20 protein-coding genes and 2 pseudogenes are annotated in these 21,155 nt (G+C 67.0%); 7 read left to right on the top strand and 15 right to left on the bottom strand.

Features of this window, described 5'->3' with window-relative positions; translation table 11 throughout:
* Positions 1–79: 79 nt before the first annotated feature.
* Both IEZ09_RS37460 and metG read right to left on the bottom strand, forming a co-directional pair.
* A complete protein-coding gene (locus IEZ09_RS37460) occupies positions 80–901 on the bottom strand; it encodes a TatD family hydrolase (protein WP_189258580.1) in 822 nt (273 codons plus the stop codon).
* 13 nt (positions 902–914) lie between these two features.
* Positions 915–2,708, bottom strand: coding sequence for a methionine--tRNA ligase (metG, locus tag IEZ09_RS37455; RefSeq protein ID WP_189258579.1), 1,794 nt, complete (start codon positions 2,706–2,708; stop codon positions 915–917).
* Positions 2,709–2,762: 54 nt separating this feature from the next.
* On the opposite strand from metG, the gene IEZ09_RS37450 reads away from it, so the two are divergent.
* Genes IEZ09_RS37450 through IEZ09_RS37440 form a run of 3 tightly spaced genes read left to right on the top strand, consistent with a single transcriptional unit; the run spans position 2,763 to position 5,008 of the window.
* Positions 2,763–3,314, top strand: coding sequence for a PadR family transcriptional regulator (locus IEZ09_RS37450; protein WP_189258578.1), 552 nt, complete (start codon positions 2,763–2,765; stop codon positions 3,312–3,314).
* 58 nt (positions 3,315–3,372) lie between these two features.
* Entirely contained in the window at positions 3,373–4,305 is a 933-nt protein-coding gene (locus IEZ09_RS37445; RefSeq protein ID WP_189258577.1) for an ATP-binding cassette domain-containing protein, read from the top strand.
* The gene (locus IEZ09_RS37440) at positions 4,295–5,008 is read left to right on the top strand and encodes an ABC transporter permease (RefSeq protein WP_189258576.1); all 714 of its coding nucleotides are present in this window, start codon (positions 4,295–4,297) and stop codon (positions 5,006–5,008) included. The genes IEZ09_RS37445 and IEZ09_RS37440 overlap by 11 nt, the downstream gene beginning before the upstream one ends.
* On the opposite strand, the gene rsmI is transcribed toward IEZ09_RS37440, so the two are convergent.
* Positions 5,000–5,845 carry a 16S rRNA (cytidine(1402)-2'-O)-methyltransferase gene (gene rsmI, locus IEZ09_RS37435; protein WP_189258575.1) on the bottom strand — a complete coding sequence of 282 codons (846 nt, stop codon included), beginning with the start codon at positions 5,843–5,845 and terminating at the stop codon, positions 5,000–5,002. The genes IEZ09_RS37440 and rsmI overlap by 9 nt on opposite strands.
* On the opposite strand from rsmI, the gene IEZ09_RS37430 reads away from it, so the two are divergent.
* The gene (locus tag IEZ09_RS37430; protein WP_189258574.1) at positions 5,846–7,408 is read left to right on the top strand and encodes a dolichyl-phosphate-mannose--protein mannosyltransferase; all 1,563 of its coding nucleotides are present in this window, start codon (positions 5,846–5,848) and stop codon (positions 7,406–7,408) included. It abuts the gene before it with no gap.
* Here the strand turns inward: IEZ09_RS37430 and IEZ09_RS37425 are convergent.
* Positions 7,395–8,054, bottom strand: coding sequence for a hypothetical protein (locus IEZ09_RS37425; RefSeq protein ID WP_189258573.1), 660 nt, complete (start codon positions 8,052–8,054; stop codon positions 7,395–7,397). The genes IEZ09_RS37430 and IEZ09_RS37425 overlap by 14 nt on opposite strands.
* Positions 8,044–8,565: an RNA polymerase sigma factor gene (locus IEZ09_RS37420; RefSeq protein WP_229813299.1), complete on the bottom strand. Its 522-nt coding sequence runs from the start codon at positions 8,563–8,565 to the stop codon at positions 8,044–8,046. Before IEZ09_RS37420 ends, IEZ09_RS37425 begins: the two co-directional genes overlap by 11 nt.
* Before the next feature lie 64 nt (positions 8,566–8,629).
* Between IEZ09_RS37420 and IEZ09_RS37415 the strand changes: the two genes are divergently transcribed.
* A complete protein-coding gene (locus IEZ09_RS37415; RefSeq protein ID WP_189258571.1) occupies positions 8,630–9,223 on the top strand; it encodes a hypothetical protein in 594 nt (197 codons plus the stop codon).
* Positions 9,224–9,367: 144 nt separating this feature from the next.
* On the opposite strand, the gene IEZ09_RS37410 is transcribed toward IEZ09_RS37415, so the two are convergent.
* From IEZ09_RS37410 to IEZ09_RS37375, 8 genes are all read right to left on the bottom strand, one after another.
* Positions 9,368–10,795: a hypothetical protein gene (locus IEZ09_RS37410; protein ID WP_229813298.1), complete on the bottom strand. Its 1,428-nt coding sequence runs from the start codon at positions 10,793–10,795 to the stop codon at positions 9,368–9,370.
* 99 nt (positions 10,796–10,894) lie between these two features.
* Positions 10,895–12,835: a serine/threonine-protein kinase gene (locus tag IEZ09_RS37405; RefSeq protein ID WP_229813297.1), complete on the bottom strand. Its 1,941-nt coding sequence runs from the start codon at positions 12,833–12,835 to the stop codon at positions 10,895–10,897.
* Between the two features lie 235 nt (positions 12,836–13,070).
* The gene (locus IEZ09_RS37400; RefSeq protein WP_189258570.1) at positions 13,071–13,631 is read right to left on the bottom strand and encodes a hypothetical protein; all 561 of its coding nucleotides are present in this window, start codon (positions 13,629–13,631) and stop codon (positions 13,071–13,073) included.
* Positions 13,628–13,891: a hypothetical protein gene (locus IEZ09_RS37395; protein WP_189258569.1), complete on the bottom strand. Its 264-nt coding sequence runs from the start codon at positions 13,889–13,891 to the stop codon at positions 13,628–13,630. Before IEZ09_RS37395 ends, IEZ09_RS37400 begins: the two co-directional genes overlap by 4 nt.
* 48 nt (positions 13,892–13,939) lie before the next feature.
* A complete protein-coding gene (locus IEZ09_RS37390; protein WP_189258568.1) occupies positions 13,940–14,776 on the bottom strand; it encodes an SEFIR domain-containing protein in 837 nt (278 codons plus the stop codon).
* A gap of 25 nt (positions 14,777–14,801) precedes the next feature.
* Positions 14,802–15,347, bottom strand: coding sequence for a hypothetical protein (locus IEZ09_RS37385; protein ID WP_189258567.1), 546 nt, complete (start codon positions 15,345–15,347; stop codon positions 14,802–14,804).
* 68 nt (positions 15,348–15,415) lie between these two features.
* Positions 15,416–15,796, bottom strand: a complete 381-nt coding sequence (locus IEZ09_RS37380; protein WP_189258566.1) for a cupin domain-containing protein — start codon at positions 15,794–15,796, stop codon at positions 15,416–15,418.
* 88 nt (positions 15,797–15,884) lie between these two features.
* Positions 15,885–16,199 (bottom strand): hypothetical protein, encoded by a 315-nt coding sequence (locus IEZ09_RS37375; RefSeq protein WP_189258565.1) that lies wholly within the window; start codon positions 16,197–16,199, stop codon positions 15,885–15,887.
* A gap of 162 nt (positions 16,200–16,361) precedes the next feature.
* Here IEZ09_RS37375 and IEZ09_RS48265 point away from each other — a divergent pair.
* Positions 16,362–16,667 (top strand): annotated as a pseudogene (locus IEZ09_RS48265) (transposase); the annotation flags it as partial.
* A 62-nt stretch (positions 16,668–16,729) separates the two neighbouring features.
* On the opposite strand, the gene IEZ09_RS37365 reads toward IEZ09_RS48265, so the two are convergent.
* Positions 16,730–18,310 carry a penicillin-binding transpeptidase domain-containing protein gene (locus tag IEZ09_RS37365; protein WP_189258564.1) on the bottom strand — a complete coding sequence of 527 codons (1,581 nt, stop codon included), beginning with the start codon at positions 18,308–18,310 and terminating at the stop codon, positions 16,730–16,732.
* A gap of 235 nt (positions 18,311–18,545) precedes the next feature.
* Positions 18,546–19,259 (bottom strand): annotated as a pseudogene (locus IEZ09_RS46980) (transposase); the annotation flags it as partial.
* A gap of 1,010 nt (positions 19,260–20,269) precedes the next feature.
* Between IEZ09_RS46980 and IEZ09_RS48005 the strand changes: the two are divergent.
* Positions 20,270–20,833, top strand: coding sequence for a tyrosine-type recombinase/integrase (locus tag IEZ09_RS48005; protein ID WP_189258562.1), 564 nt, complete (start codon positions 20,270–20,272; stop codon positions 20,831–20,833).
* The last annotated feature ends 322 nt before the right edge of the window (positions 20,834–21,155 follow it).

The following is a 21,155-nucleotide window of genomic DNA, read 5'->3' as shown; positions in this document are numbered from 1 at the left end:
AAACACCCCCGCCAATGTTGTGACCTCAGTCACCCCATGGGGGTAGGAACCTCTTGCTCCGTTCGTCTTAGATCGCATCTCAGTAGTCGAGTCCGAACACTCGTTGAGCATTACGGGTGACTGCGACGCAGAGTTCAGAAAGATCTTCGCCACGCAGCGTGGCCAGATCGCGAACTGTGTAATTCACACAATAGGGTTCGTTTGGCCGTCCCCTGAACGGATGCGGCGTCAGGAACGGCGCGTCGGTCTCCACCAGGAGCTGATCCCGTGGCACGAGCCGGGCCGCCTCCTGCAGGGCGCGGGCGTTCTTGAACGTCACCGGGCCCGCGAACGACAGCACGTAGCCCGCGTCGACGCACCGCCGGGCGAAGTCCGCGTCGCCGGAGAAGCAGTGGAAGACCACAGTGGACGGTGCGCCCTCCGCCTCCAGCACCTTGAGGATGTCCTCGTGCGCGTCCCGGTCGTGGATCATCAACGGCTTCCCGACGCGCTTGGAAAGGTCGATGTGCCAACGGAAAGCCTCGTGCTGGGCAGCCGGCGGCGAGTAGTCCCAGTAGTAGTCGAGACCGGTCTCGCCGATCGCCACCACACGGGGCTGGACGGCCAGCCGCTCCAGTTCGGCCTTCTCGACATCACCGAACGTGGAGGTGCGCGTCGGGTGCACGGCCACCGCGGCGTACACCCTCGGGTCCCAAGTGGACGCCTCGGCGGCCCACTGCGCGGCCTTCAGATCGTCCGCCACGGTGATCACGTGCGAGACCCCGGCGGCGTTGGCCCGGTCCAGCAGCTCGGCCACACCGGCGGCGTCGACAGCCCCGCACGCGTCGAGATGCGTGTGGGCGTCGATCACCGGTGCCGGAAGAGCTTCCGGCACCGGCGGTCGTTCGCGCTTGTCAGTCACTTGTTTTCAGGCACTAGTCGGTGACGATCGGGGCCCACTCGGGCCCGACCTCGCCCAGCTTCGGGTCGAGCTTCGCGAACAGCGGCGACGGCTTGGCCAGCGGCCGGCCGACCTCGATCGGCGTCGACTCCCACTTCGCCTGCTCGTTCGCGTAGTCACCGGTCAGCACCGGGTACTCGCGGTCGGCGACGTCCAGGTCCTGCACCTCGGTGAGCTGCGGCTGCGCGGCCCACACGCCCGTGCCGCCCAGTGCCTCGTGCACCTTCTGCGCGGAGTGCGGCAGGAACGGCGTCATCAGCGTGTTCGCGTCCTGCACCACCTGCAACGCGGTGTGCAGCACCGAGTCGCGGCGGTCCGGGTCGTCCTTGAGCTTCCACGGCTCCTGGTCGGACAGGTACTTGTTCGCCGCGGAGATCACGCGCATGGCCTCACCGGAGGCCTGCTTGAACCGCGACCGGCGCAGGTGCGCGCCGACCGTCTCGAACGCCGCCTTCGACTGCGCGAGCAGCTCGTGGTCGGCGGCAGTCAGCGACGTCGCCTTCGGGATCGCGCCGACGTTCTTGTGCGCCATCGAGATCGAGCGGTTGACCAGGTTGCCCCACTCGTTCGCCAGCTCGAAGTTCGTCCTGCGGACGAACTCCTCCCAGGTGAAGTCGGTGTCCTGGTTCTCGGGACCCGCGACGGAGATGAAGTACCGCAGCGCGTCCGGCCCGAACTCCTTCAGGAAGTCGCCGACGTAGATCACGGTGCCGCGCGACGTGGAGAACTTCGAGCCGCTCATCGTCAGGTACTCCGACGACACGACCTCGGTCGGCAGGTTCAGCGTGCCGAACCGGCCGGGCTCGCCGCCCTTGTCGCCCGCGCCGTTCTGGCCCAGCAGCAGCGACGGCCAGATCAGCGAGTGGAAGACGATGTTGTCCTTGCCCATGAAGTAGTAGCCCTGGGCGTCACCTGTCCAGAACTCCTTCCAGGCGTCGTCGTTCCCGGATCGCCGTGCCCACTCCACGGAAGCGCTCAGGTAGCCGATCACCGCGTCGAACCACACGTAGAACCGCTTCATCGGCTGGTCGCTCCACCCGTCGAGCGGGATCGGCACACCCCAGTCGAGGTCGCGGGTGATCGCACGCGGCCGCAGGTCGGAGATCAGGTTCTGCGAGAACTTGAGCACGTTCGGCCGCCACTCGGTCCGCGTGCCCATCCACGCGCCCAGCGACTCGATGAACGACGGCAGGTCGAGGAACAGGTGCTCGGTCTCGACGAACTTCGGCGTCTCCCCGTTGATCCGCGAGCGCGGGTTCTTCAGGTCGATCGGGTCGAGCTGGTTGCCGCAGTTGTCGCACTGGTCGCCGCGCGCGCCGTCGTACCCGCAGATCGGGCAGGTGCCCTCGATGAAGCGGTCGGGCAGCGTCCTGCCGGTCGACGGGCTGATGGCGCCCATCTCGACCTTGGGGACGACGTAGCCGTTCTTCCACAGCGCGGAGAACAGGTCCTGCACCACCTGGTAGTGGTTGCCGGTGGTGGTGCGGGTGAAGAGGTCGTAGGAGAGGCCGAGGCCCTGGAGGTCTTCCGCGATCACGCGGTTGTACTTGTCGGCGAGCTCGCGGGCGGTGAGCCCTTCCTTCTCGGCCTGCACCTGGATGGGTGTGCCGTGCTCGTCCGTGCCGCTGACCATGAGCACCCGGTGTCCGGACATTCGCATGTAGCGGGAGAAGACGTCGGACGGGACACCGAAACCGGAGACATGACCGATGTGCCGGGGGCCATTGGCGTAAGGCCAGGCCACCGCGGTCAGTACGGAGGCACTCATGCACATAGCCTACGGAGGCGGTGCCAGCCGCTTTTCACTGCATGGGAGGTCGGTTTGTCCGCGACCAGGATGCTGGTGCTCGGCGTGGTCAAGCTCGTCGGCGAGGCACACGGCTACGTGGTGCGCCGCGAGCTGAAGTCGTGGGCGGCGGACCAGTGGGCGAACGTGCAGCCGGGCTCGATCTACCACGCGCTGAAGTCGCTGGCCAGGGACGGCCTGCTGGAGCCGGTCGGCACGGAATCGGGCGAGGGTCCCGCCCGCACCACCTACAAGATCACCGCGGCCGGTGAGCACGAGCTCCAGGACCTGTTGGCCCACGCGCTCGCCGACGCGACCGCCGGCAACGACGAGGTCTCCGCCGCCGTGGCGATGCTCAACCTCGTCCCCCGCAAGCAGGCGGTCGTGCTGCTGAAGAACCGGCTGGCCGGGCTGGAGGGGCAACTCGCGCCGACGCGGCACGGTGTCACGTCGATGCCGGAGATGGGCAAGCCCGAGCACGTCGGCGAGCTGTTCCGGCTGTGGCTCGTCCACCTCGAAGGCCAGGTGCGCTGGACGCAGGAGCTGATCGAGCGCCTGGAGGCCGGCGCGTACGCGCTCAAGGACTAGTCAAACTTGAATAGTTCCGTCTACCCTCTAGTCAAACTTGACTAGAGGGGGTTCGGTCATGATCAAGGCACGCGGCCTCGCGCGCCGGTTCACGACGAAGCTCGGTCCCGTGGACGCGGTCCGCGGGGTCGACATCGACGTTGCGGTTGGGGAGCTCGTCGGGTTTCTCGGCCCGAACGGCGCCGGCAAGTCCACGACGTTGCGCATGCTCACGACGCTGCTGCAGCCCACGGCGGGCGAGGCGGTCATCGCCGGGCACGACCTGCTGACCGACCCGGCCGGAGTGCGCCGCAACATCGGCTACGTCGGGCAGAAGAACGGCGCGAGCGCCGACCAACGGGTCGCAGAGGAGCTCGCGTTCCAGGCCCGGTTCTACGGCCTGGGAAAGCACGAGACCCGCAGGAAGGTCGGCGACCTGCTCGAACGGTTCGAGCTGCAGGGCATGGAGAAGCGAGCGGTGATCACGCTGTCCGGCGGGCAGCAGCGCCGGCTCGACATCGCGATGGGCGTGCTGCACGACCCGCGGCTGCTGTTCCTGGACGAGCCGTCGACCGCGCTCGACCCGCAGAGCCGCCGCAACCTGTGGGACCACGTCAAACAGCTCAAGGCCGACGGCACCACGGTCTTCCTGACCACGCACTACCTCGACGAGGCCGACTTCCTCAGCGACCGGCTGCTGGTGATCGACCACGGCTCGATCGTCGGCGAGGGCTCACCGGACGAGCTGAAGAACAGCGTCTCCGGCGACCTGGTCGTGCTCGGCACACCGCAGGCCTCGCTCGTCGCCACGAAGTTCGAGAACGCGGTCGTGGACGGCGAGAAGGTCAACTTCCGCATCCCGGACGGCGACCGCGCGCTGCCCGCGTTGCTGCGCGACCTCGACCAGATCGGCGTCGAGCTGCACTCGGTCCAGGTCCACCGGCCGACGCTGGACGACGTCTTCCTGACCATGACCGGCCGTTCCCTGAGGGAGGAAGCCAATGCTGCGTGACACCTGGCTCGTCTTCGCCCGCGTGATGCTGCCGGTGGTGCGCAACCCCGTCGCGGTGGTCTTCGGGCTCGCTCAGCCGTTGCTCTACCTGGCGCTCTTCGGACCGCTGCTCGGCGACTCCGGCTGGCAGTGGTTCGTCCCGGGTCTGCTGGTGCAGCTCGCGCTGTTCGGCACCGCCTACGCGGGCTTCTCGCTGCTGCCGGAGGTGCGGACGGGTGTGATGGAACGGCTGCGGGTCACGCCGGTCAGCCGGGTCGCGCTGCTCGTCGGCAGGGTCGGCAAGGACGTGGTGCTGCTGGTCGTGCAGGGTCTGCTGATCGTGCTCGCCGCGATGCTGTTCGGGTTCCGGGCATCGGCAGGCGACGTCCTGCTCGGCCTCGGGTTGGTGGCGTTGCTCGGCATCGCCATCGGGTCGGCGTCGTACGCGATCGCGTTGAAGGTGAAGCTGGAGTACGTCTTCGCGTCCGTGCTGTCGTCGACCATCGTGCCGTTGATGCTGCTCTCCGGCGTGCTGCTGCCGATGTCCAACGGCCCGCGGTGGCTCTACTGGCTGTCTCGGGTCAACCCGTTGGCGCACGTCGTCGACGCCGAGCGGTCGATCTTCAACACGGGCTCGGTGCTGCTCGGGCTGATCTCGGTGTCGGCGCTGGTGCTGACCGGCGTCTTCTACGGCGTCCGCACGTTCCACCGCGAGTCAGCTTGATTTGATCGCCGCGTCGTAGAGGACCTTCTTGCTGATCCCGGCCGCCTCCGCGATCTCGGCGGCGGCCGACTTCAGCCGCTCCCCGTCCGCCACGCGCTGCTTGACCTCGGCGACCAGCGTCTCCAGGTCGGGCTTGTCCTCCGCCGGGGCGGGGCCGAGCACCACGGTGATCTCGCCGCGGGCGCCTTCCACGGCCCACTCGGCGAGCTCGGCGAGAGTCCCCCGCACGACCTCTTCGTACTTCTTGGTCAGCTCACGGCAGACCGCGGCGTTGCGATCCGGTCCGAGCACCTCGACGGCGTCCGCGAGCGTGTCTGCGAGCCGATGGGGTGCCTCGAAGAAGACGACCGTGCGTTGCTCGCTGGCGAGCGGCGCGAACCAACGCTTCCGCTCACCGGACTTGCGCGGCGGGAAGCCGTCGAACGCGAACCGGTCGCTGGGCAGACCGGACACGGCGAGCGCGGTCGTCACGGCGGACGGTCCCGGCAGGCAGGTGACCTTGAGGTCCTGCTCGACACACGCGGCGACCAGTCGATATCCGGGATCCGACACGGACGGCATCCCGGCGTCCGTCACGAGCAGCACGGTCTCGCCGTTGTGCAGCGATTCCAGCAGCCCCGGAAGGCGTGCGGTCTCCACCTGGTCGTAGAAGCTGATCACCCGTCCGGACGGCTTGACCTGCAGCGCGGCCGCGAGACTGTGCAACCGCCGGGTGTCCTCCGCGGCGATCACGTCGGCTGTCTCCAGCGCCTCGACCAGGCGCGCGGAAGCGTCGCGGATGTCCCCGAGAGGGGTGGCTGCCAGAACAAGACGGCCTGAACCGGATACAGGACTCACATGGTTCACCCTACGATCGGCGACGTGACAGTCCTCGTGCAGCCAGGAGAGGCGCCCGTCGTCGTCGAGGAGCCGCGCACGGATCGTGCGGCCGCGCTCGACCCGCCGCCGTCCGGAGACCGCCTGCGCGGCTGGCTCGTCACGATCGTCGTGACGCTGATCGGCGCCTTCGTCCGGTTCTGGAACCTCGGGTATCCGACCGACAAGGGCACACCGATCTTCGACGAGAAGCACTACGTGCCGCAGGCGGCGCAGGTGCTGCGCAACGGCGGCTACGAGGACAACCCCGGCTACGAGCTGATCGTCCACCCACCGCTCGCCAAGCAGCTCATGGCGATCGGCCAGGATCTCTTCGGCTACGACGGCATCGGCTGGCGGTTCGCCTCCGCGCTCGCGGGGACGATCACGATCCTGCTGATCGTGCGGATCGCCCGCCGCCTGACCCGCTCGGACCTGCTGGGCGCGCTGGCCGGCGTGCTGCTCATCGCGGACGGCGTCTCGCACGTCCAGTCGCGGATGGGCATGCTCGACATCTTCCTGGCGCTGTTCGTCGTCGGCGCGTTCGGCTGTCTGGTCGTCGACCGCGAACAGGTGCAAGAACGGCTGGCCGTGGCCGTGCGCGAGGGGTTCGTCACCAACTCGGCGTTCGGGCCGTGGCTGGGCTTCCGCTGGTGGCGCTTCGGTGCGGGCGTGTGCCTCGGTCTGGCGTGTGGCGTCAAGTGGTCGGGTATCTGGTACATCATCGCGTTCGGCCTGCTGACGGTCGTCTGGAGCGCGCTGGCCCGCCGTGCGGCCGGGGTCGAGGAGCCGTGGCTCGGCGCGCTCGCGAAGGACGTGCTCCCCTCGATCGGCGGCCTCGTCGCGATCCCCGTGCTGGTGTACGTCGCGACGTGGTTCCCGTGGATGGCCAGCGAGACCGGCATCGACCGGCACGTGGTCGGCGGCAAGGTCAAGGACGTCCCGTACATCCCCGACGTGCTGCAGGCGCTCTGGTACAACGCCAAGAACGTCTACAAGTTCCACGTCGAGCTGGTCACCTCGGCGACCAACCGGCACCCGTGGGAGTCGAAGCCGTGGACGTGGCCGATGGGCCTGCGTCCGATGCTCTACTACTACGACAACGGCGTGACGGGCTGCGGCGCGGCGTCGTGCCTCGGCGCGATCATGCTGATCGGCACGCCCGCGATGTGGTGGCTCGCGTTCCCGGTGATCGGCTGGGCGGTCTGGCGCTCGATCGGCCGGATGGACTGGCGCTACGCCGGCGTGCTCGTCGGGTACATGGCCGGCCTCCTGCCGTGGTTCCTCAACCTCGACCGGCAGATGTACTTCTTCTACGTCACGCCGATGGCGCCGTTCCTGGTGCTGCTGATCGTGCTGGCGCTGGGCGAGATCCTCGGCCGCCGCACCGCCGGTTCCGAACGCCGCGGCACGGGTCTGCTGGTCGTGTCGCTGTACGTCGGCATCGTGGTGGCGAACTTCGTGTGGCTGTGGCCGATCCTGAACGGCAACCCGATCACACCGGAGATGTGGCAGCAGCAGCTGTGGCTGCCTAGCTGGCGCTGATCTCCAAGGCTTTCTCCTTGGTCAGGTCGCCCTGGAGCCTCATGGTGACCTGACCTCGTTGCCAGATCAGGGTTTTCCCCGCACCGTGCGGTTCCTCGTCGTGCCACACGCCGTTGCGGTCGATGTAGAAGATGACGTGCGGGTACGGGATCCAGACCTTGTCCCCGATCTGCTCGACGCCTTCGCCGTGGACCAGCTTGCCGATCGCCTCCCGAACGGTGCCGTCGAACTCGTCGAGCCGCAGGTTCCCGTAGTGCAGCGTCACGAACCGTCCTTCGTGGACAGTGATCTTGTCGGGCGTGCCGAGCTGTCCCGGCAGGTGGATCTCGAACGGCATCTGCTTCCGCGCCTCGTCGAGCGAGAGCTCCTGACTGGGCAACGGAGGCGCGATCGCCGGCGGCGGCTCCTCGCGGAACACGACACCCGCGAACTCCAGGAGGTTCTGGACGCCCGCGCGCACCGCCGGTGACACGGCGAACGCGATCGCGAACGCAGTCACCGCCGCTACCAGCGCTGTGAGCCAACGGTTTCGCCTGCGCGGGGCGTTGATCCTGGTGAGGACGCTCGCGGTGAGCTCCGGCGGCTCCGGCACGTGGATCTGCTGGCCGAGATCGCGGAGGGCGGCCTCGACGTCGTCACCGGTCATGGGCCACCTCCTCCAGCATCGGCCGCAGCTTGGCGAGCGCACGGGACAGTCGCGACTTCACGGTTCCCTTGGCGAGGTTCAGGGTCTGCGCCGTCTCGGCCTCACTCAGGTCCAGCAGGTAGCGGCAGGTGACGACCTGACGGTCGTGCTCGGGAAGGCTCTGCACGGCCTTCAGGAGCTTGGCGCGGGAGTCGTCCACGAGCGTTCCGGGGTCGTCGTGGTCGACGGTCTCGGTCATCGCCCCGACCTTCAGTTCCATCAGGTTGCGGCGCCGTCGGCTGCGGTGGAGGTTCTTGGTCTCGTTGGCGACGATCTTGAGCAGCCACGGCTTGAAGTCGGCGTCCCGCTTGAAGGTGTCGAGCTTGCGGTACGCCTTCACGAACGCCTCCTGCACCACGTCACCGGCGTCCGCACCCGCCCCGAGCAGGTAGGCCGTCCGGTGCGCGAGCGCGGTGTACCGGGCGACCAGCTCGCCGTAGGCCGTCTGGTCACCTGCGATCGCCCGTGCCACCGCTTCGTCCGTGATGCCTTTCCTACACCGGGAACCCGGCCTTGGTTCCCGGTGTATTCGCGCCATGAGGATTCTCGCCTTGATATGCGCGTTGCTGCTGATCAGCGCACCTTCTGCGCACGCGGGCGGCTGGGCGGTCACGTACCTCGACCCGGTGCCGTCGATCGAGACCTCCGTCACCAACACCGTCGGCTACTGGGTGCTGCAGCACGGCACGCACCCGTTCAGCGGAGGAGATCTCGGCAAGACCGGGCTGCGGTTCAGGTCGGGGCCGGACGAGCGGGTGTTCACCGGCGTGCCGCTGGAGCAGGCCGCGCACTACGCCGTGACGTTCAGCCTGCCCGCGGGGTCGTACGAGGTGTTCGGCGTGCAGGGGGTGTTCCCCGACCACCCGCTCGGGACGCTGACGGTGCCCGGCACGTTCCTGATCAAGCCCGTGGACCCGCAGATGGTCCAGGGACCGACCGACTGGAAGTGGGGGGACCTGGCGCCACCGCTGAAGAAGCCCGAGGTGGCGCCCGCTGCCGCGGTGGTGCCGTCCGAGCCCGAGCCTGAACGCGGACCGGCGCCGGTGTGGGTCGTCGGGCTCGTGGTGGTGGCCGCGACCGGGCTGTTCGTGGTGGTGCGCAAGCGGTTGCGGCCGCCGGCGCGAGGGTGAAGTGGTGAGGCGATCGGCGGAAACCGCCTCACCACCCCTCGCAGGGCATCGCCTCCGATGCCGAAGCTTTCCGGGTGACCACGGCTTAGGTCGTTGAACGGTGAATCACCGTTACGGCCGCACCGGAACGTTCACCCGGATCGCCTAGGCGTCGACCGGAACCTCGTGGTGAATCGGCGGCGCCGTGCCGGTGATCGGCTCCTCGTCCGGGGCAGCAACCGGTGCTTCGAGTTCCGGGCCGTCCTGCGATGACGGTGCCGTCGACACGAGCGCCACCGGCACGTCGGCCGGAGGCGCGAACGCGGCCTCCGCCCTGATCTTCGGCGGCGTGGCGGCCCACGGCTTGAGGTTCTGCACGATCTCCTCGTAGAACGACGAGACCGCGTTCAGCACCGAGTCGATGAACGAATTGCGCCCCATTCCGCGTTTGGTGCCCATCGGGACCGAGATCTCGATGCGGAACCCGCGGATCTCTTTCTGCGGATCGGCGATCAGCAGTGCGGGATCCGCCCGGACGGCGCCCAGCAGTTCCGACGCGCCCGCTCCTCTGCCGTGCGCGACGAACGCTTCAAGGCGAACCGAATCAGGTGCGTTCTTCAACTGCCGGATCAGCCAGTTGACCCGCGTGGCCGGGCGGCCTTCTCTGGGCGCTTCCAAATCGACGCCGCAGATCACGGAGCCCGCCCGCAGATCGGCGATGAGGTGCAACACCCCGACGGTGTCGGGGATGCGGATGCCGCCGGACAACCTGCCGTCGCTCACCAGCTGGTTGAGCTGCCGGGAAAGACGGATCTGCGGTTCGGCGAGCTCCTTGCGGGACAGGGCGGGCGTGACATCCGTGCCGAGACGTCGACCGAGCTGCAGCCCCGCGAATCTGAGCAGTGCTTCGAACCGGAGCACCACGTCAGGTGCGATCTTGTCGGTGGCCCGGAGCGTGCGGGCCTGCACCGCCTCACGCAGCGGAACCCACGACTGGCCCATGTCCTCGAACGCCATGGCTCCGGACCTGGGGTGTTCGAGGTACCTGATCAACTCTCCGAGGACCCAGGCCTGGTCCGGATCGGCCACCCCGCGGTGTTCCTTCTGCATCACGGCTTCGCAGAGCACCTCGCTCCACGACAAGTGGTGGAGCGCGACCTTCTTGAGCTTCTTCCGATCGACCGCGGTCGGGTGCTGGCCCGGCAGCGGCGGGATCTCGTTCGAGATCGTGATGACAGCGTCGAACCCGAACTCGCGCGCGATGTCGAGGTAGTTCTCCAGCTGTTCCACTTGGAGCTCATTGGACCCGGTTTTCACCTCGACCAGCGCGGTCCACGACTTCTGCCCGCGGGTCACCCGGATCAGTCCGTCCGGGATGAGCTTGCGCCCGTCGAGTTCGAACGGAACCTCGATGAAGGTCTGCACCGCGGCCGCGGGCGCTCCCAGCGGTTGTGTCAGCGCCCGCCCGAACTCGCGCACCGCTGACATGACAGCCAGCAGCGCCGAGGTCGCACGTCGTTCTTGCTCTTCAGCACCGTTGATGCCCGAGGTCGGAATCAGGCGTGCAGCGTGCCAGCTCTCTTCAGCGGTCATGGTTCCCTCGCAAGGCGGCTGTGCGGTCAGGAAACAACGCTGTCGTCGTTGAACCTTGAACGACCGTTATCCGCCATGCGAGACGTTCACCCGGATCGCCTACATCGGCATGTGCTTCGTGGGAGGAGGAGCCGGCTTGCTGATGATCTTCGTGACCGGGCCTTCCTTGCTCATCCCTGCCTGGTCGAGGAACTGCGCCAGCTGACCCCGCACCTGCGCCAGCGTCGGACGGCGGCTCGGCTCCGGGTCCATCGCCGCGAGCAGGAGCCGTGCGTGGGCGCTGTTCTGCGGGAGCTTGGTGATCGGTTCGCCCTGAGCGGCGGCCATCAGCGAGGAGATCGGGTTCTCGCGGGAGCCGCGCGGCGGGTGGCCGGTCAGCGCGTAGGAGACCGTCGCGGCCAGCTGCCAGGAGTCCGACGCCGGGGAGGCCGTCTCGCCGCGGGCGGTCTCCGGGGCGAGGAAGTCCGGCGTGCCGACCATCATGCCGGTGGCCGTGAGGGTGCTGTCGCCCTTGGAGCGGGCGATGCCGAAGTCGATCAGGTGGGCGGTGCCCTGGTTGTCGACGATCACGTTGGACGGCTTCACGTCGCGGTGCAGGACACCCCGGTCGTGGGCCGCGGCCAGCGCGTCGGCCATGTTGAGCCACAGGCGCGCGGCGAGCTTGTCGTCGATCAGGCCGTTCTTGAGCACCGTCTCGGACAGCGACGCGCCCTCGATGTACTCCATGACCAGGGCGAGGCCGTCCGGGTCCTGGACGATGTCGAACACCCGCACGCAGTTGGGGTGCCTGACCGCGGCCAGCGCGCGGGCCTCGCGGAGCATGCGCTGCTCGGTCTCGTTGTCCGGGGCGTGCGCGAGCTTCACCGCGACCGTGCGGTCGAGCTGCTCGTCGACGGCCAGCCAGACGGTGCCGAACCCGCCGGAGCCCAGCTGGCGGACGCGGCGGAACCTGCCGTTGCCGGGGTTCCAGACCTTGCCCGACTTCTGCACCGGCGCGGGCGAGTCGGCGTTCGCGGCACCCGGCCCGAACGGCAGCGGACCGGGCGTGTCGGCGAGCGCCGCCGGTTGCGAGGGCTGCGGCGACTGCACCTCGGCAACCCGCGTCGGCGGGTACTGCCTCGGCGGTGGCGGCGGCTGGTTCACCGGGCGCATCGGCCGGTTCATCGGCGCGGGCTGGTACGGCGGCACCTGCGCCGGCTGGTACGGCGGCGGCTGGTGCCCGGCGGCGTTGATCGGCTTGGTCGGCGCCTTCTTCTGGGGCTGGTTCTGGGGCAGCGGGGGCTGCGGCGTGCGAGCCACCGGCTGCGGTGGCGGGTTCTGCGAGTTCCGGTCGGCAGACCGGTCGCGGCCGGGGCGGTTCAGCATGGCGGTAGTCAACCCGAAAATCCGCACGACGATTGAGCCGATTACCGCAATGGGCAAAAACCCGAGGAGCACGTGGCCCACGAGTGTCACGGGCTGTGCCGACGTCGCTGCGAGCAGCACCAGGAACGGCGGCCAGAACACGCGCCGCGGCCAGCTGGGCCCGAGCCGGAACGCCGACCCCGCCTGCAGCATCACGAACAGCAGGCACAGCAGCGCCAGCACCACGGTGATGCACGCCGCGACCAGGAACACGGGCTCCGCGGTCGGCTGCCGGATCACGCCGAGGATCGACGGCGTCCCGTCCACCAGGTAGTCGCCCTGCTGCAACTGCCCGAAGCAGGTCGACCCGTCGAGCGATTCGGAACCGGGGATCGTCCGCTTCTGCAGCCCCTGCACGGTGCCGCGCATGATCAGCCAGGGCAGCACGAGACAGCTGGCGACGCCGAGCACGGCGAAGATGGCGCCCGTCACCGCGCCGTAGGAGTTGCCGACGATCCGGCGCACCACGATGGACAGCAGCGCCCCGATCGTGGGGAACAGCCCGAGCACCGCGCCGAGCGCTGTGGTGGTCCACACCCAGTCACCGGGGCAGACACTGGCGCCCACGAAGCCGTGCAGCCACGTGAGCAAGGACTCCGCGAGCCCCACGACCCACACCACCCCTTCCGCGATCACCCCCAGCCTAGGCGCACTGTCAGCCTACGGTGCGTGATTGGTCTGCGGTTGACGCCACAGCAACCCTTTCCTTGATCACTGCGTTGTACCTCCGTCCCGGTGAGAAAGCGCTGCCCGGTTGGCCACTACAACGCTCCGGTGCCCGGTCCTGTTGAACCGCACCGTCACGGTTGATGTCGGTCTGCGGCCGGTGAGCGTGACGCTCCGCGGCGAGCACCTGATCACCGTGTTCGAGTCAGCCGATCTGACGCTGCCAACGCGTGTACCGCGCGGCGATCGCGGCCGTCGTGAGCACCACTTCGACGTGCGGCAGCGCCATGAAGTCCTCGCCGCGGGAGCGCTGCGGCGGCGGAGCGGGAGGGCTGGTTCGCTGCGGAGCAGCAGGGCTGGGCGGTACCGGCACCGCTGCCTGTTCCGGCAGCTGGGACCGGACGTGCCACAGCTCCTCCGCCGCTCTGTCGACGGCGGCCACCGCGACGCGTTCCTCCTCGGCCAGCTGCCCGCGGAGCCGTTCGACCTGGTCCGGGTCGCCGAACTCCATTAGGCGGGCAACCTCGGCGTGGGTGTGCAGGTAGGTCTCGACGGCGTCGGAGGCGTCTCCGAACGAGTCGGACACGTCGAGCCAGCGCATGCGGGCGCGGTGCCGGTACTCGTCGAACGCCGTGCTCGCGGGTCCCGTCCACGACGGCGGTGTCGCCTTGGCGTAGGCGACACCGACGGACGCGCTCTCGTCGCGCATCCGCTTCAGCCACTCCTGGACGCTCCGGAGGGAGTGGAAGTCACCGGAGAGGCTCACGCCGGGAAGATGTCCGCCTGCTCGTAGTGCCGTGCGGTGTCCGCGAGCCGGGACGCGGTCTCGTCCACGTCGCGCACCAGCACACCGGTCGCGTGATCAGCCGCGGCGCGGAACCGCGTGAGAGCCGCGAACAGCGCGCCGCGGGACCGGTCGGGACGCCCGTCCGGGTGGCGGGCCAGTTCGACGACGTCCTCGGTGGCGCGCAGCAGCGGCCGGACCAGCACGCGCAGCTCGTCGGTGTCGACTGCGAACCCGTTCACGGCACCTCCCCCAGCCCGGAAAGTTTGGTGAAGAACGATACAACAGGGTCAGCAGGTGAGCTCGCGGATTTCGCGGGCCGACACGAACACCATCTCGTCGAGCGGCGCGCCCGCGTCGACCACGACGCCCACGCCGAGCGGCGCCACGAACGGCAGCAGCTCCGCGCACTCGACCTCGAGCCACCGGTCACCCCAGGGCAGGCCCTTGAGCGCGCGATAGGCCACCAGCCGGTCGAGGCCGGTGAAGACGAGCACCGACCGCTCGTGCCCCTCGACCGCGGTGGCCATCAGCCCTGGACGGCCGGGATCCGGCAGGTACACGGTGGTGTTGAGCAGCTCGGCGACGATCCCGGGATCGCCCGCTCGCGCCAGCTCCCGCAGCCGCGGCTCGCCGACCTCGGGCTTGGTGTACATCGGCTGCCCGAGCAGCTGGTGCTCGAGGTCCACTGCGGACGCGGGCACGGCGGGATCGACCACGAAGTGCGGCACGCAGTGCAGCGACGGCGGGATGTCGTCGGTCGTGGCGCCCGGCAGCACGACGACGATCACCTTGCGCTGGAACAGTTCCGGCTCGCGCATGAGCAGGCCGCGCAGGTGTTTGAGCTCGTACTCGGCACCGCGGCTCAACGGGTTGCGGCCGCTGAAGGCGAGCTTCCAGCCGGACGACACCGCCACCACGATCCGGTCGGCGTCCTCCATGCGCTGCAGGCAGAACGTCGACCAGTCAACGGGTTCGTGCTGGTGGTAGAGGTCGAGGTCGGCATCCACGCCGATGTGGTGCAGCAGCTCGGCGAACCGGTGCACGGTGGCCCGCCACGCCTGCGTGCGCACAGCGTCCCAGCCGGGACTGGTGTGCGCCCAGACCACGAAGACCTCGGGACGCATCGGCACATCATGGCAGCCCGGCATCTCAGCCGTCGTAGACCTCGTGATTCGCGTGCGTCCGCGACCCTCCGTCCCCGGCCGACGCCTTCACCGCGGGATCCGGTGCGACCGGCAGATCACCGAGGCCGGCGACGTGCTCGACGGTCCACAGGTGCCGCGCGGACGGGTTCTTCTCCGTGAAGGCGTCGCCGAGGTCATAGGTGGCGACGCGGGCGTCCCCGGCGCCGTACATCTCCACGGTGATCTGCGAGCCGAGCAGGCCCTTCTCACCGGGGGGGCAGGCCAGTTCCAGGCGGGCGCGGATCCACTGTGGAACGCCGGCGGGGTCCGCTTCCAGTTCCGCCGCGACCGCGGTGCAGGAGGTGCCGTGGGCGCGGGCCACGAAGACGGCCCGGAAGACGACGAGCTCACCGGCCGTGCAGCCGGTGAGAACGCGCGCTTCGACAGCAGTCTCGGTCGAGGTCACTACGGGGCGGGCGGCCGCGCACCTCGCGGCGGGGGCCTCGGACGACGCCGCTGCTCCGCCGGAGGTGACGGCCACGAGTAATAACGCGGCGGCCACAGATCTCATGCGAGAAAGTTATTTGCGGGGGCCGCTTTCCTCACCGAACTTCACCCCACAGATGGGTGAGCGGAGGCTCAGTGATCGCCGTGGTCGTGATCGTGCTTGGGCGCGAACGGTTGGTAGATGTAGAACATCGTGACGGGCTGATCACCGGCCACGGTCTCGTGGTCGACACCGGGCGGTACGAACGCGTACGAGCCCGCCGTCGCCTCGACGCCGCCGATGCTGACCGTGCCGTCGAGGATCCACGTGTGCTGCGTCGCCGACGGGTGGTTGTGCCCGACGTCGCGCGCACCCGGTGCCATCTGGATCAGGCCCACGATGGTGTCGCCGCTGGAGGACTTCCACAGGAGCTTGTTCTGCAGCCGTTCGTCGCCGTGCAACGGGAACGACTTCATCTGGGCAAGGGCTTCAGCGGACAGGACTGTCACCTTGTCCTGCGGCGAGTCGCTCATGGGCACAGCCTCTCGGGAGCCGAACGGGCTTATGGCCGATATATAGACGAGCGGGCCGCCCACATTACGGCGGACGGCCCTGCTCCGCTCAGCCGCACTGCGCTTCCGAGTCGAACAACAGGAACTCTGCCAGCTTGCCGTCGGCGAAGTGGAAGACCAGCACGGTGCCCTGCTTGTCCGGCACCGGCACGTTGAAGGTCTTGTCGTCCTCCTGCACGAGGTTCGGGTAGGCCGCCTTCACCTGGTCGACCGTGGCACCCTTGCCGATGTTCTTCGCCGTCGTGGCACCCGGCGGCGGCAGGATCATCCGGATCTTGTCGCCGGCGAACAGCACACCGCCGTTGGCTTCACGAGCCTCCGCCCGATCGGCGATGCGCTTCGTGGACTCCGCGGAGAGCTGCACGACCTTGTTGCCCGCCTCGGCCGACGCCGCGATCCGTTCCGCGTGGGCGGCGTACTCCGCGGCACCCGCGTTCGCTCCCGGCGCGGGTCCGATCGCGGCCTTCTTCGCGCCCTGGTACCGGAGCCCTCGCAGTTGCCGGACCTGCCCGCACCCATGGCGGCCCGCTATCCGGCGATCGTGCGGTTGTGGGACAAGTCTGGGCCGAATTCGTGCCGTTCCTCGCCTTCGAGCCCGAGATCCGCAGGGTGATCTGCTCGACCAACGCCATCGAGAACGTCAACGCCCGCATCCTCCGCGCCGCGAAGGCTCGCGGACGGACACTTCCCCAACGAGCAAGTCGCGCTCGAATGCGTCGCATGACTGGGCCCGACCGGCACCGGCCGCAACGGCTGGACCATGCACTGAAAGCCCGCACTCAAGCCTCCCGAGATCGCCTTCGATGGTCGCCTGGCCGCCGCACGCAAGTAGTTTCCTTCAACCCGAGTTATGCCGTTCGTTTGACAGGCCCCGAGCGGCGGTGTCGACTGCGGTCACAATGCCGACAGGAAATTCCTCGTAACGTCAACCGCGGCTTTCGAGGAACCTCCGTCCACTATCAATACAGCGAAGGCCATGTTGCGTTGATAGCCGACGAACCAGCCATGAGCGCGACTGCCATCACCGAATTGCGCGGTCCCAGTCTTTCCGTGTACCTGACCGAAAGGCGCCAATGCAGTTGCTGTACCACTGGTCACGACGTCACGCATCATCGAACCCAACGCAGTCGCAACATTTGGCGCCAGACCAGGCAGATCGGTGTTCTTGATCGTTGGGATCTCGCGGATCAATTTCGGAGTTGGCGTCTTCCCGCCTGCAGCCACGGTCGCGGCGGCGAGCGCCATGCCGAACGGAGTCACCTGGACTTTGCCCTGCCCGATACCGTTCTCAACCTTCGCTGCCACGTCCTGAGCCGAAGGCACTTTGGCGGTATTCGTACTGATACCTGCGATGGCGAAGTCGGCACCGAGCCCGAACCCGAGCGCCGTCTTAGGCAATGCGTCACCGGGCAGGTCGGCCGCCAGCTTGCCGAACGTCGTGTTGCAGGACTGAGCGAACGCCTTGCGCAGCGGGACTTTCCCGAGTTCGAAGCCTCCATCGTTCGGAATCTGCCGGGTGCCGATCGTAACCTTTCCCGGACACTCGACCTGTGTTTCAGCGATTAAAGAGTTCTGTTGCATCGCTGCCGCCGCTGTCACCATTTTGAAGGTGGATCCAGGTTCGAAGAAGAGGCTCAGCGCAACCGGTCCAACCTCCTGCGCAGAACGATTTTCCGCAATCGCGAGAATCTCACCACTGGCGACGTCGAGCGCCACGATGGCGGCTTGTTTCTGGACGGCGTCCAGAGCACCCTGTGCCGCAGCCTGCACAGATTTGTCCAACGTGAGAGTGAAAGGCTTTGTTCCCTCTGTGGATTCCTCCACCAGCGAGTTCACGACTCTACCTGAAGGATCGACAGCTGCTACCTGCCACCCAGCGCCACCGTTCTCGGTCAAGGCAGTTCTCACCCCAGGGATCACCGCTTTGGCATAGTCGCCGGTGTCTTTCGGTATGGGCTCTCCGTCGCGGTCGCGCAAGACACCGTCACTGGCCTTGGGCAGGAACGTCAGCGCCTCATCAACGCCCAGCAACGGATGCAGGACAGTGGGTGACCAGTGCAGGCGCCAATGCCCGTTGTCACGGTTCATGATGAACGTCGTTTGGTAGTTCCACCGCGAGCCGCTGGGTAGAGTCCACGAAACGTCAGCGGCAAGTTTGACCGTCATCATGCGATCTTGGATGAGCGGCACCGTGCCCAGCCGCACTTCATACTTTGCCTTCGCCGTCATCCCAGTCTTCGTCCTGGCGAGAACCTTGGTAGCAATCTGTTCGGCGTCGGTGTGAGCGGCGGCCGCAGCGATGTCACCTGTGTTGAACGCCGCAACGAAACCTTGGGCCGCCACCTCCAACTTCTCATTGAGGCCGCTTGCGCGTGACGAGTTCAGGCGTGTCCAGATCACCACAGTTGCGGTCACGAGCATGGCGACCACCGTCAGGCCAACGATCAAGGTGATTCGGCGGGTTCTCGTCTTCACGTTGTCAACCTCTCTTGCGTTCGAACCACCGCCGCCGGTTCAAGACCAGGCTTTGCGGTCGATGCCACCCAGAGCACAGCGGGCGTACTGCGAGAGGTCAATAGCTGACCTAGATCTGAGGCACAGCGTCGCGCAGTTGTGCCCGTCTGGCCAACGATGTGGGGTTTAGGTTTAGGGGCATGTCGAGTCTGTCTGTTCAAACAATCAGTCGAACACAGTTGTCAACGAGCCATGGTCAAGACCGGTGAATGAAAATCTTTAGGCTCCGATGGGTGTGCATGTTCGTCGGATCGTTCGAGGAGTTGCCGTTCTCGAAGCTGGCGCCGACGCGGACGAGTGCGACCAGCTGCGAAACGTTGACCGCTCGCCAGTGGGCCTCGGCGGATTCGATCAGTTTGAGTGCCAGGCCGACGGCAGCCGGGGGAGCCGGGCCGCCCTGTGACCTCGGTGCGGTGGCGAAGGTGGGACTCGATCAGGTTCGTGGTGCCCAGGTGGATCCGATACTCGGCGGGGTAGTCGTAGAACGCAACCAATTCCTCGAGATCGCCGGTGAGCTTCGCGGTGGCCTTGGGGAGTTTCGCGCCGGGATGCGCAGACTTCGGCAGTGCGGACAGCACGTTGCCGACCTTGTGGGACCAGCAGCGCTGCTCGCGGGTTCAGGGAAGACTTCGCGTAACGCGCCCGAACCCCAGCGGCCCGTCGCCAGCCGCGAGTACCGGGGGCGCGTGCCGCGGCGGGCCCAGTCCCGCAGCAGATCAGCCCATGCCTCGGTCGATTCACGGTATCCGCCGGCCAGAGCGACGAGTTCCTTGCGGCTATCGGCACGGGTTCCGATCATGACCAGCAGGCTGAGTTTGTGTGCTTCTAGGCGGATGTTGACGTGGATCCCGTCCGTCCACAGATACGCGAAGTCCACATCGGACAGGCTGCGTCCAGCGAACGCGTTGCTCGGCCTGCCGCTGGTTGGCCGGCCTCGCTAACGCTCATGGTGCGATCCTCAATACGGGTATGCGGATCATGTCGGCCCGATACCCGGACGAGTCCAACCGCTGTGTTCGGCCTCCGGAAGGGTGCGATCCTCGGGCTCGCTTGGGGCGCGCCCGACTTCGAGCATGCGAGTTTGCGGTGACTCACCAGCTCCAACGGGGCCGGTGAGGAGCTGCTGCACCGCGAAACGAAAACAGACGCCTCGGAGACACGTTGCCGCTGCCATCGATCGTCGTAGCGGCGCTTGAGGAGCGGAGACGGCAACAGCTCAGATCGGAAGGAAGCAGACACGGCGTGACACAAGTCGGACCTCGTCTTCACAACCAAGTTCGGGCTGCCGATCGATCCCCGGAACTTCAACCGGTCCTGGGACAACAGGGTTGCCCGCTCCGGGGTCCGCAAGATCACGGTCCATGACGGACGCCGATCCTGCTGAACGCTGCTGGTCGACCTCGACGTGCACCCGCGTGTGATCATGGCCATCCTGCGCCATGCCGAATTCTCCGTGACGATGGAAGATCTACGCGCAAGCGTCCTCGCAGAAGACGCGGGACGCGCTCAAAGCGGCTTGGTGAGAGTCTCGATCAGTAGCACTGCTGTACTTCGCTGCTGTACTGGCAACGAAGAAGGAGACGCACGTCTGCCTCGCTCAGTCGGTCGCTGACCCGCCACTGTCGGGTGCCGCGCCCAGTCGAACGCACGCTGTCCGATGTAGTCGTGTCGTCGGCTCGTGCCTGCTGAAGCTGATCCAATGCCGTGACCAGCGATGACGCGAGGTCCAGGCGGTTGGAGTAAGCCGTCACGAGGTCCACAGCACGTCAAAGGCCGTCCACTTTGGAGTGGACGGCCTTGGCTCACGCGGAGCATCGCGCAGACTTCCGGAATCGTCAGAAGTACGGGCGCGATGCTTGCGAACGAGCCGCTTGACGCTGCTCTCACTCACGCCGTACTGCTCGGCAAGCTTCCACTTGGGTGTGCCGGACTCGAACGCCTCGACCAGCCTCCTTTGTCAGGGGCGTCCTGCGCGCACATCGGGACCAGCACGGATTTGCAACGGGCCTGGTTTTCACAACCGGGAACGATACCCCGATTGACCCTAAAAACTATTCACGCTTGTTCAAGCTGCTATGCAAGCGGAATAGAGTCCGCAGCATCAAGCTGCATCATGTTCGACACACGACGGCTACGCTACTCAAAGACCTGGGCGTACCTGACCGCGATATACAACTGATTCTCGGCCACGCGCATGTGTCAACGACACAGCAGATATATCAACACGCAAGTATGGAGACTCGAACAGCAGCGCTCGAAAAAATGGAGCGGTTGCTCATGCGAGCAGCAGGAAGCCCGCGTTGCCGTCAAGGACTGCCGTCACAGCCTTCAATCATTGCAAGACTTACATCATCTATCTTTGGTACACCCGGCAGGATTCGAACCTGCGACCCCTTGGTTCGAAGTCATACCGAGTGTCGCAGTGCTGACAGGTTCACCGAAGTTCGAGGAGCGTTGGAGGCATTAGGCGGATGTGGTTGTTAGGCCTCGTTGCCGTCATCGCTGCCGTCAAGTCTGACGGCTTACAGTCCTTATCCTGGTACACGACGAATAGTTCGTCTTCACCATCGGAATCAACTGCATAAAGAGAAAGACCCTGACAGGACCACTAGTCCGCTTTAGTAATTCCTGCCCATCTACTTCAACCGCGAAGATCGATTGCGCAGACGCGATCGGAGACCTGCTCGTAGAGGTAGAACCCCAACGGGAACATCCCGCGCGCGGTGTGCAGCAAGGTGGCTGGACCTCAATGCCGCTAAGTTAAGCGGCCCTGCCGAAGATGTGCAGCTCGGGCGGCATGTCGTGG

Source organism: Lentzea flava (genome assembly GCF_014648475.1).
In the GTDB taxonomy this organism is placed as follows: domain Bacteria; phylum Actinomycetota; class Actinomycetes; order Mycobacteriales; family Pseudonocardiaceae; genus Lentzea; species Lentzea flava.
This window is presented reverse-complemented; position numbering and strand designations above follow the sequence as displayed.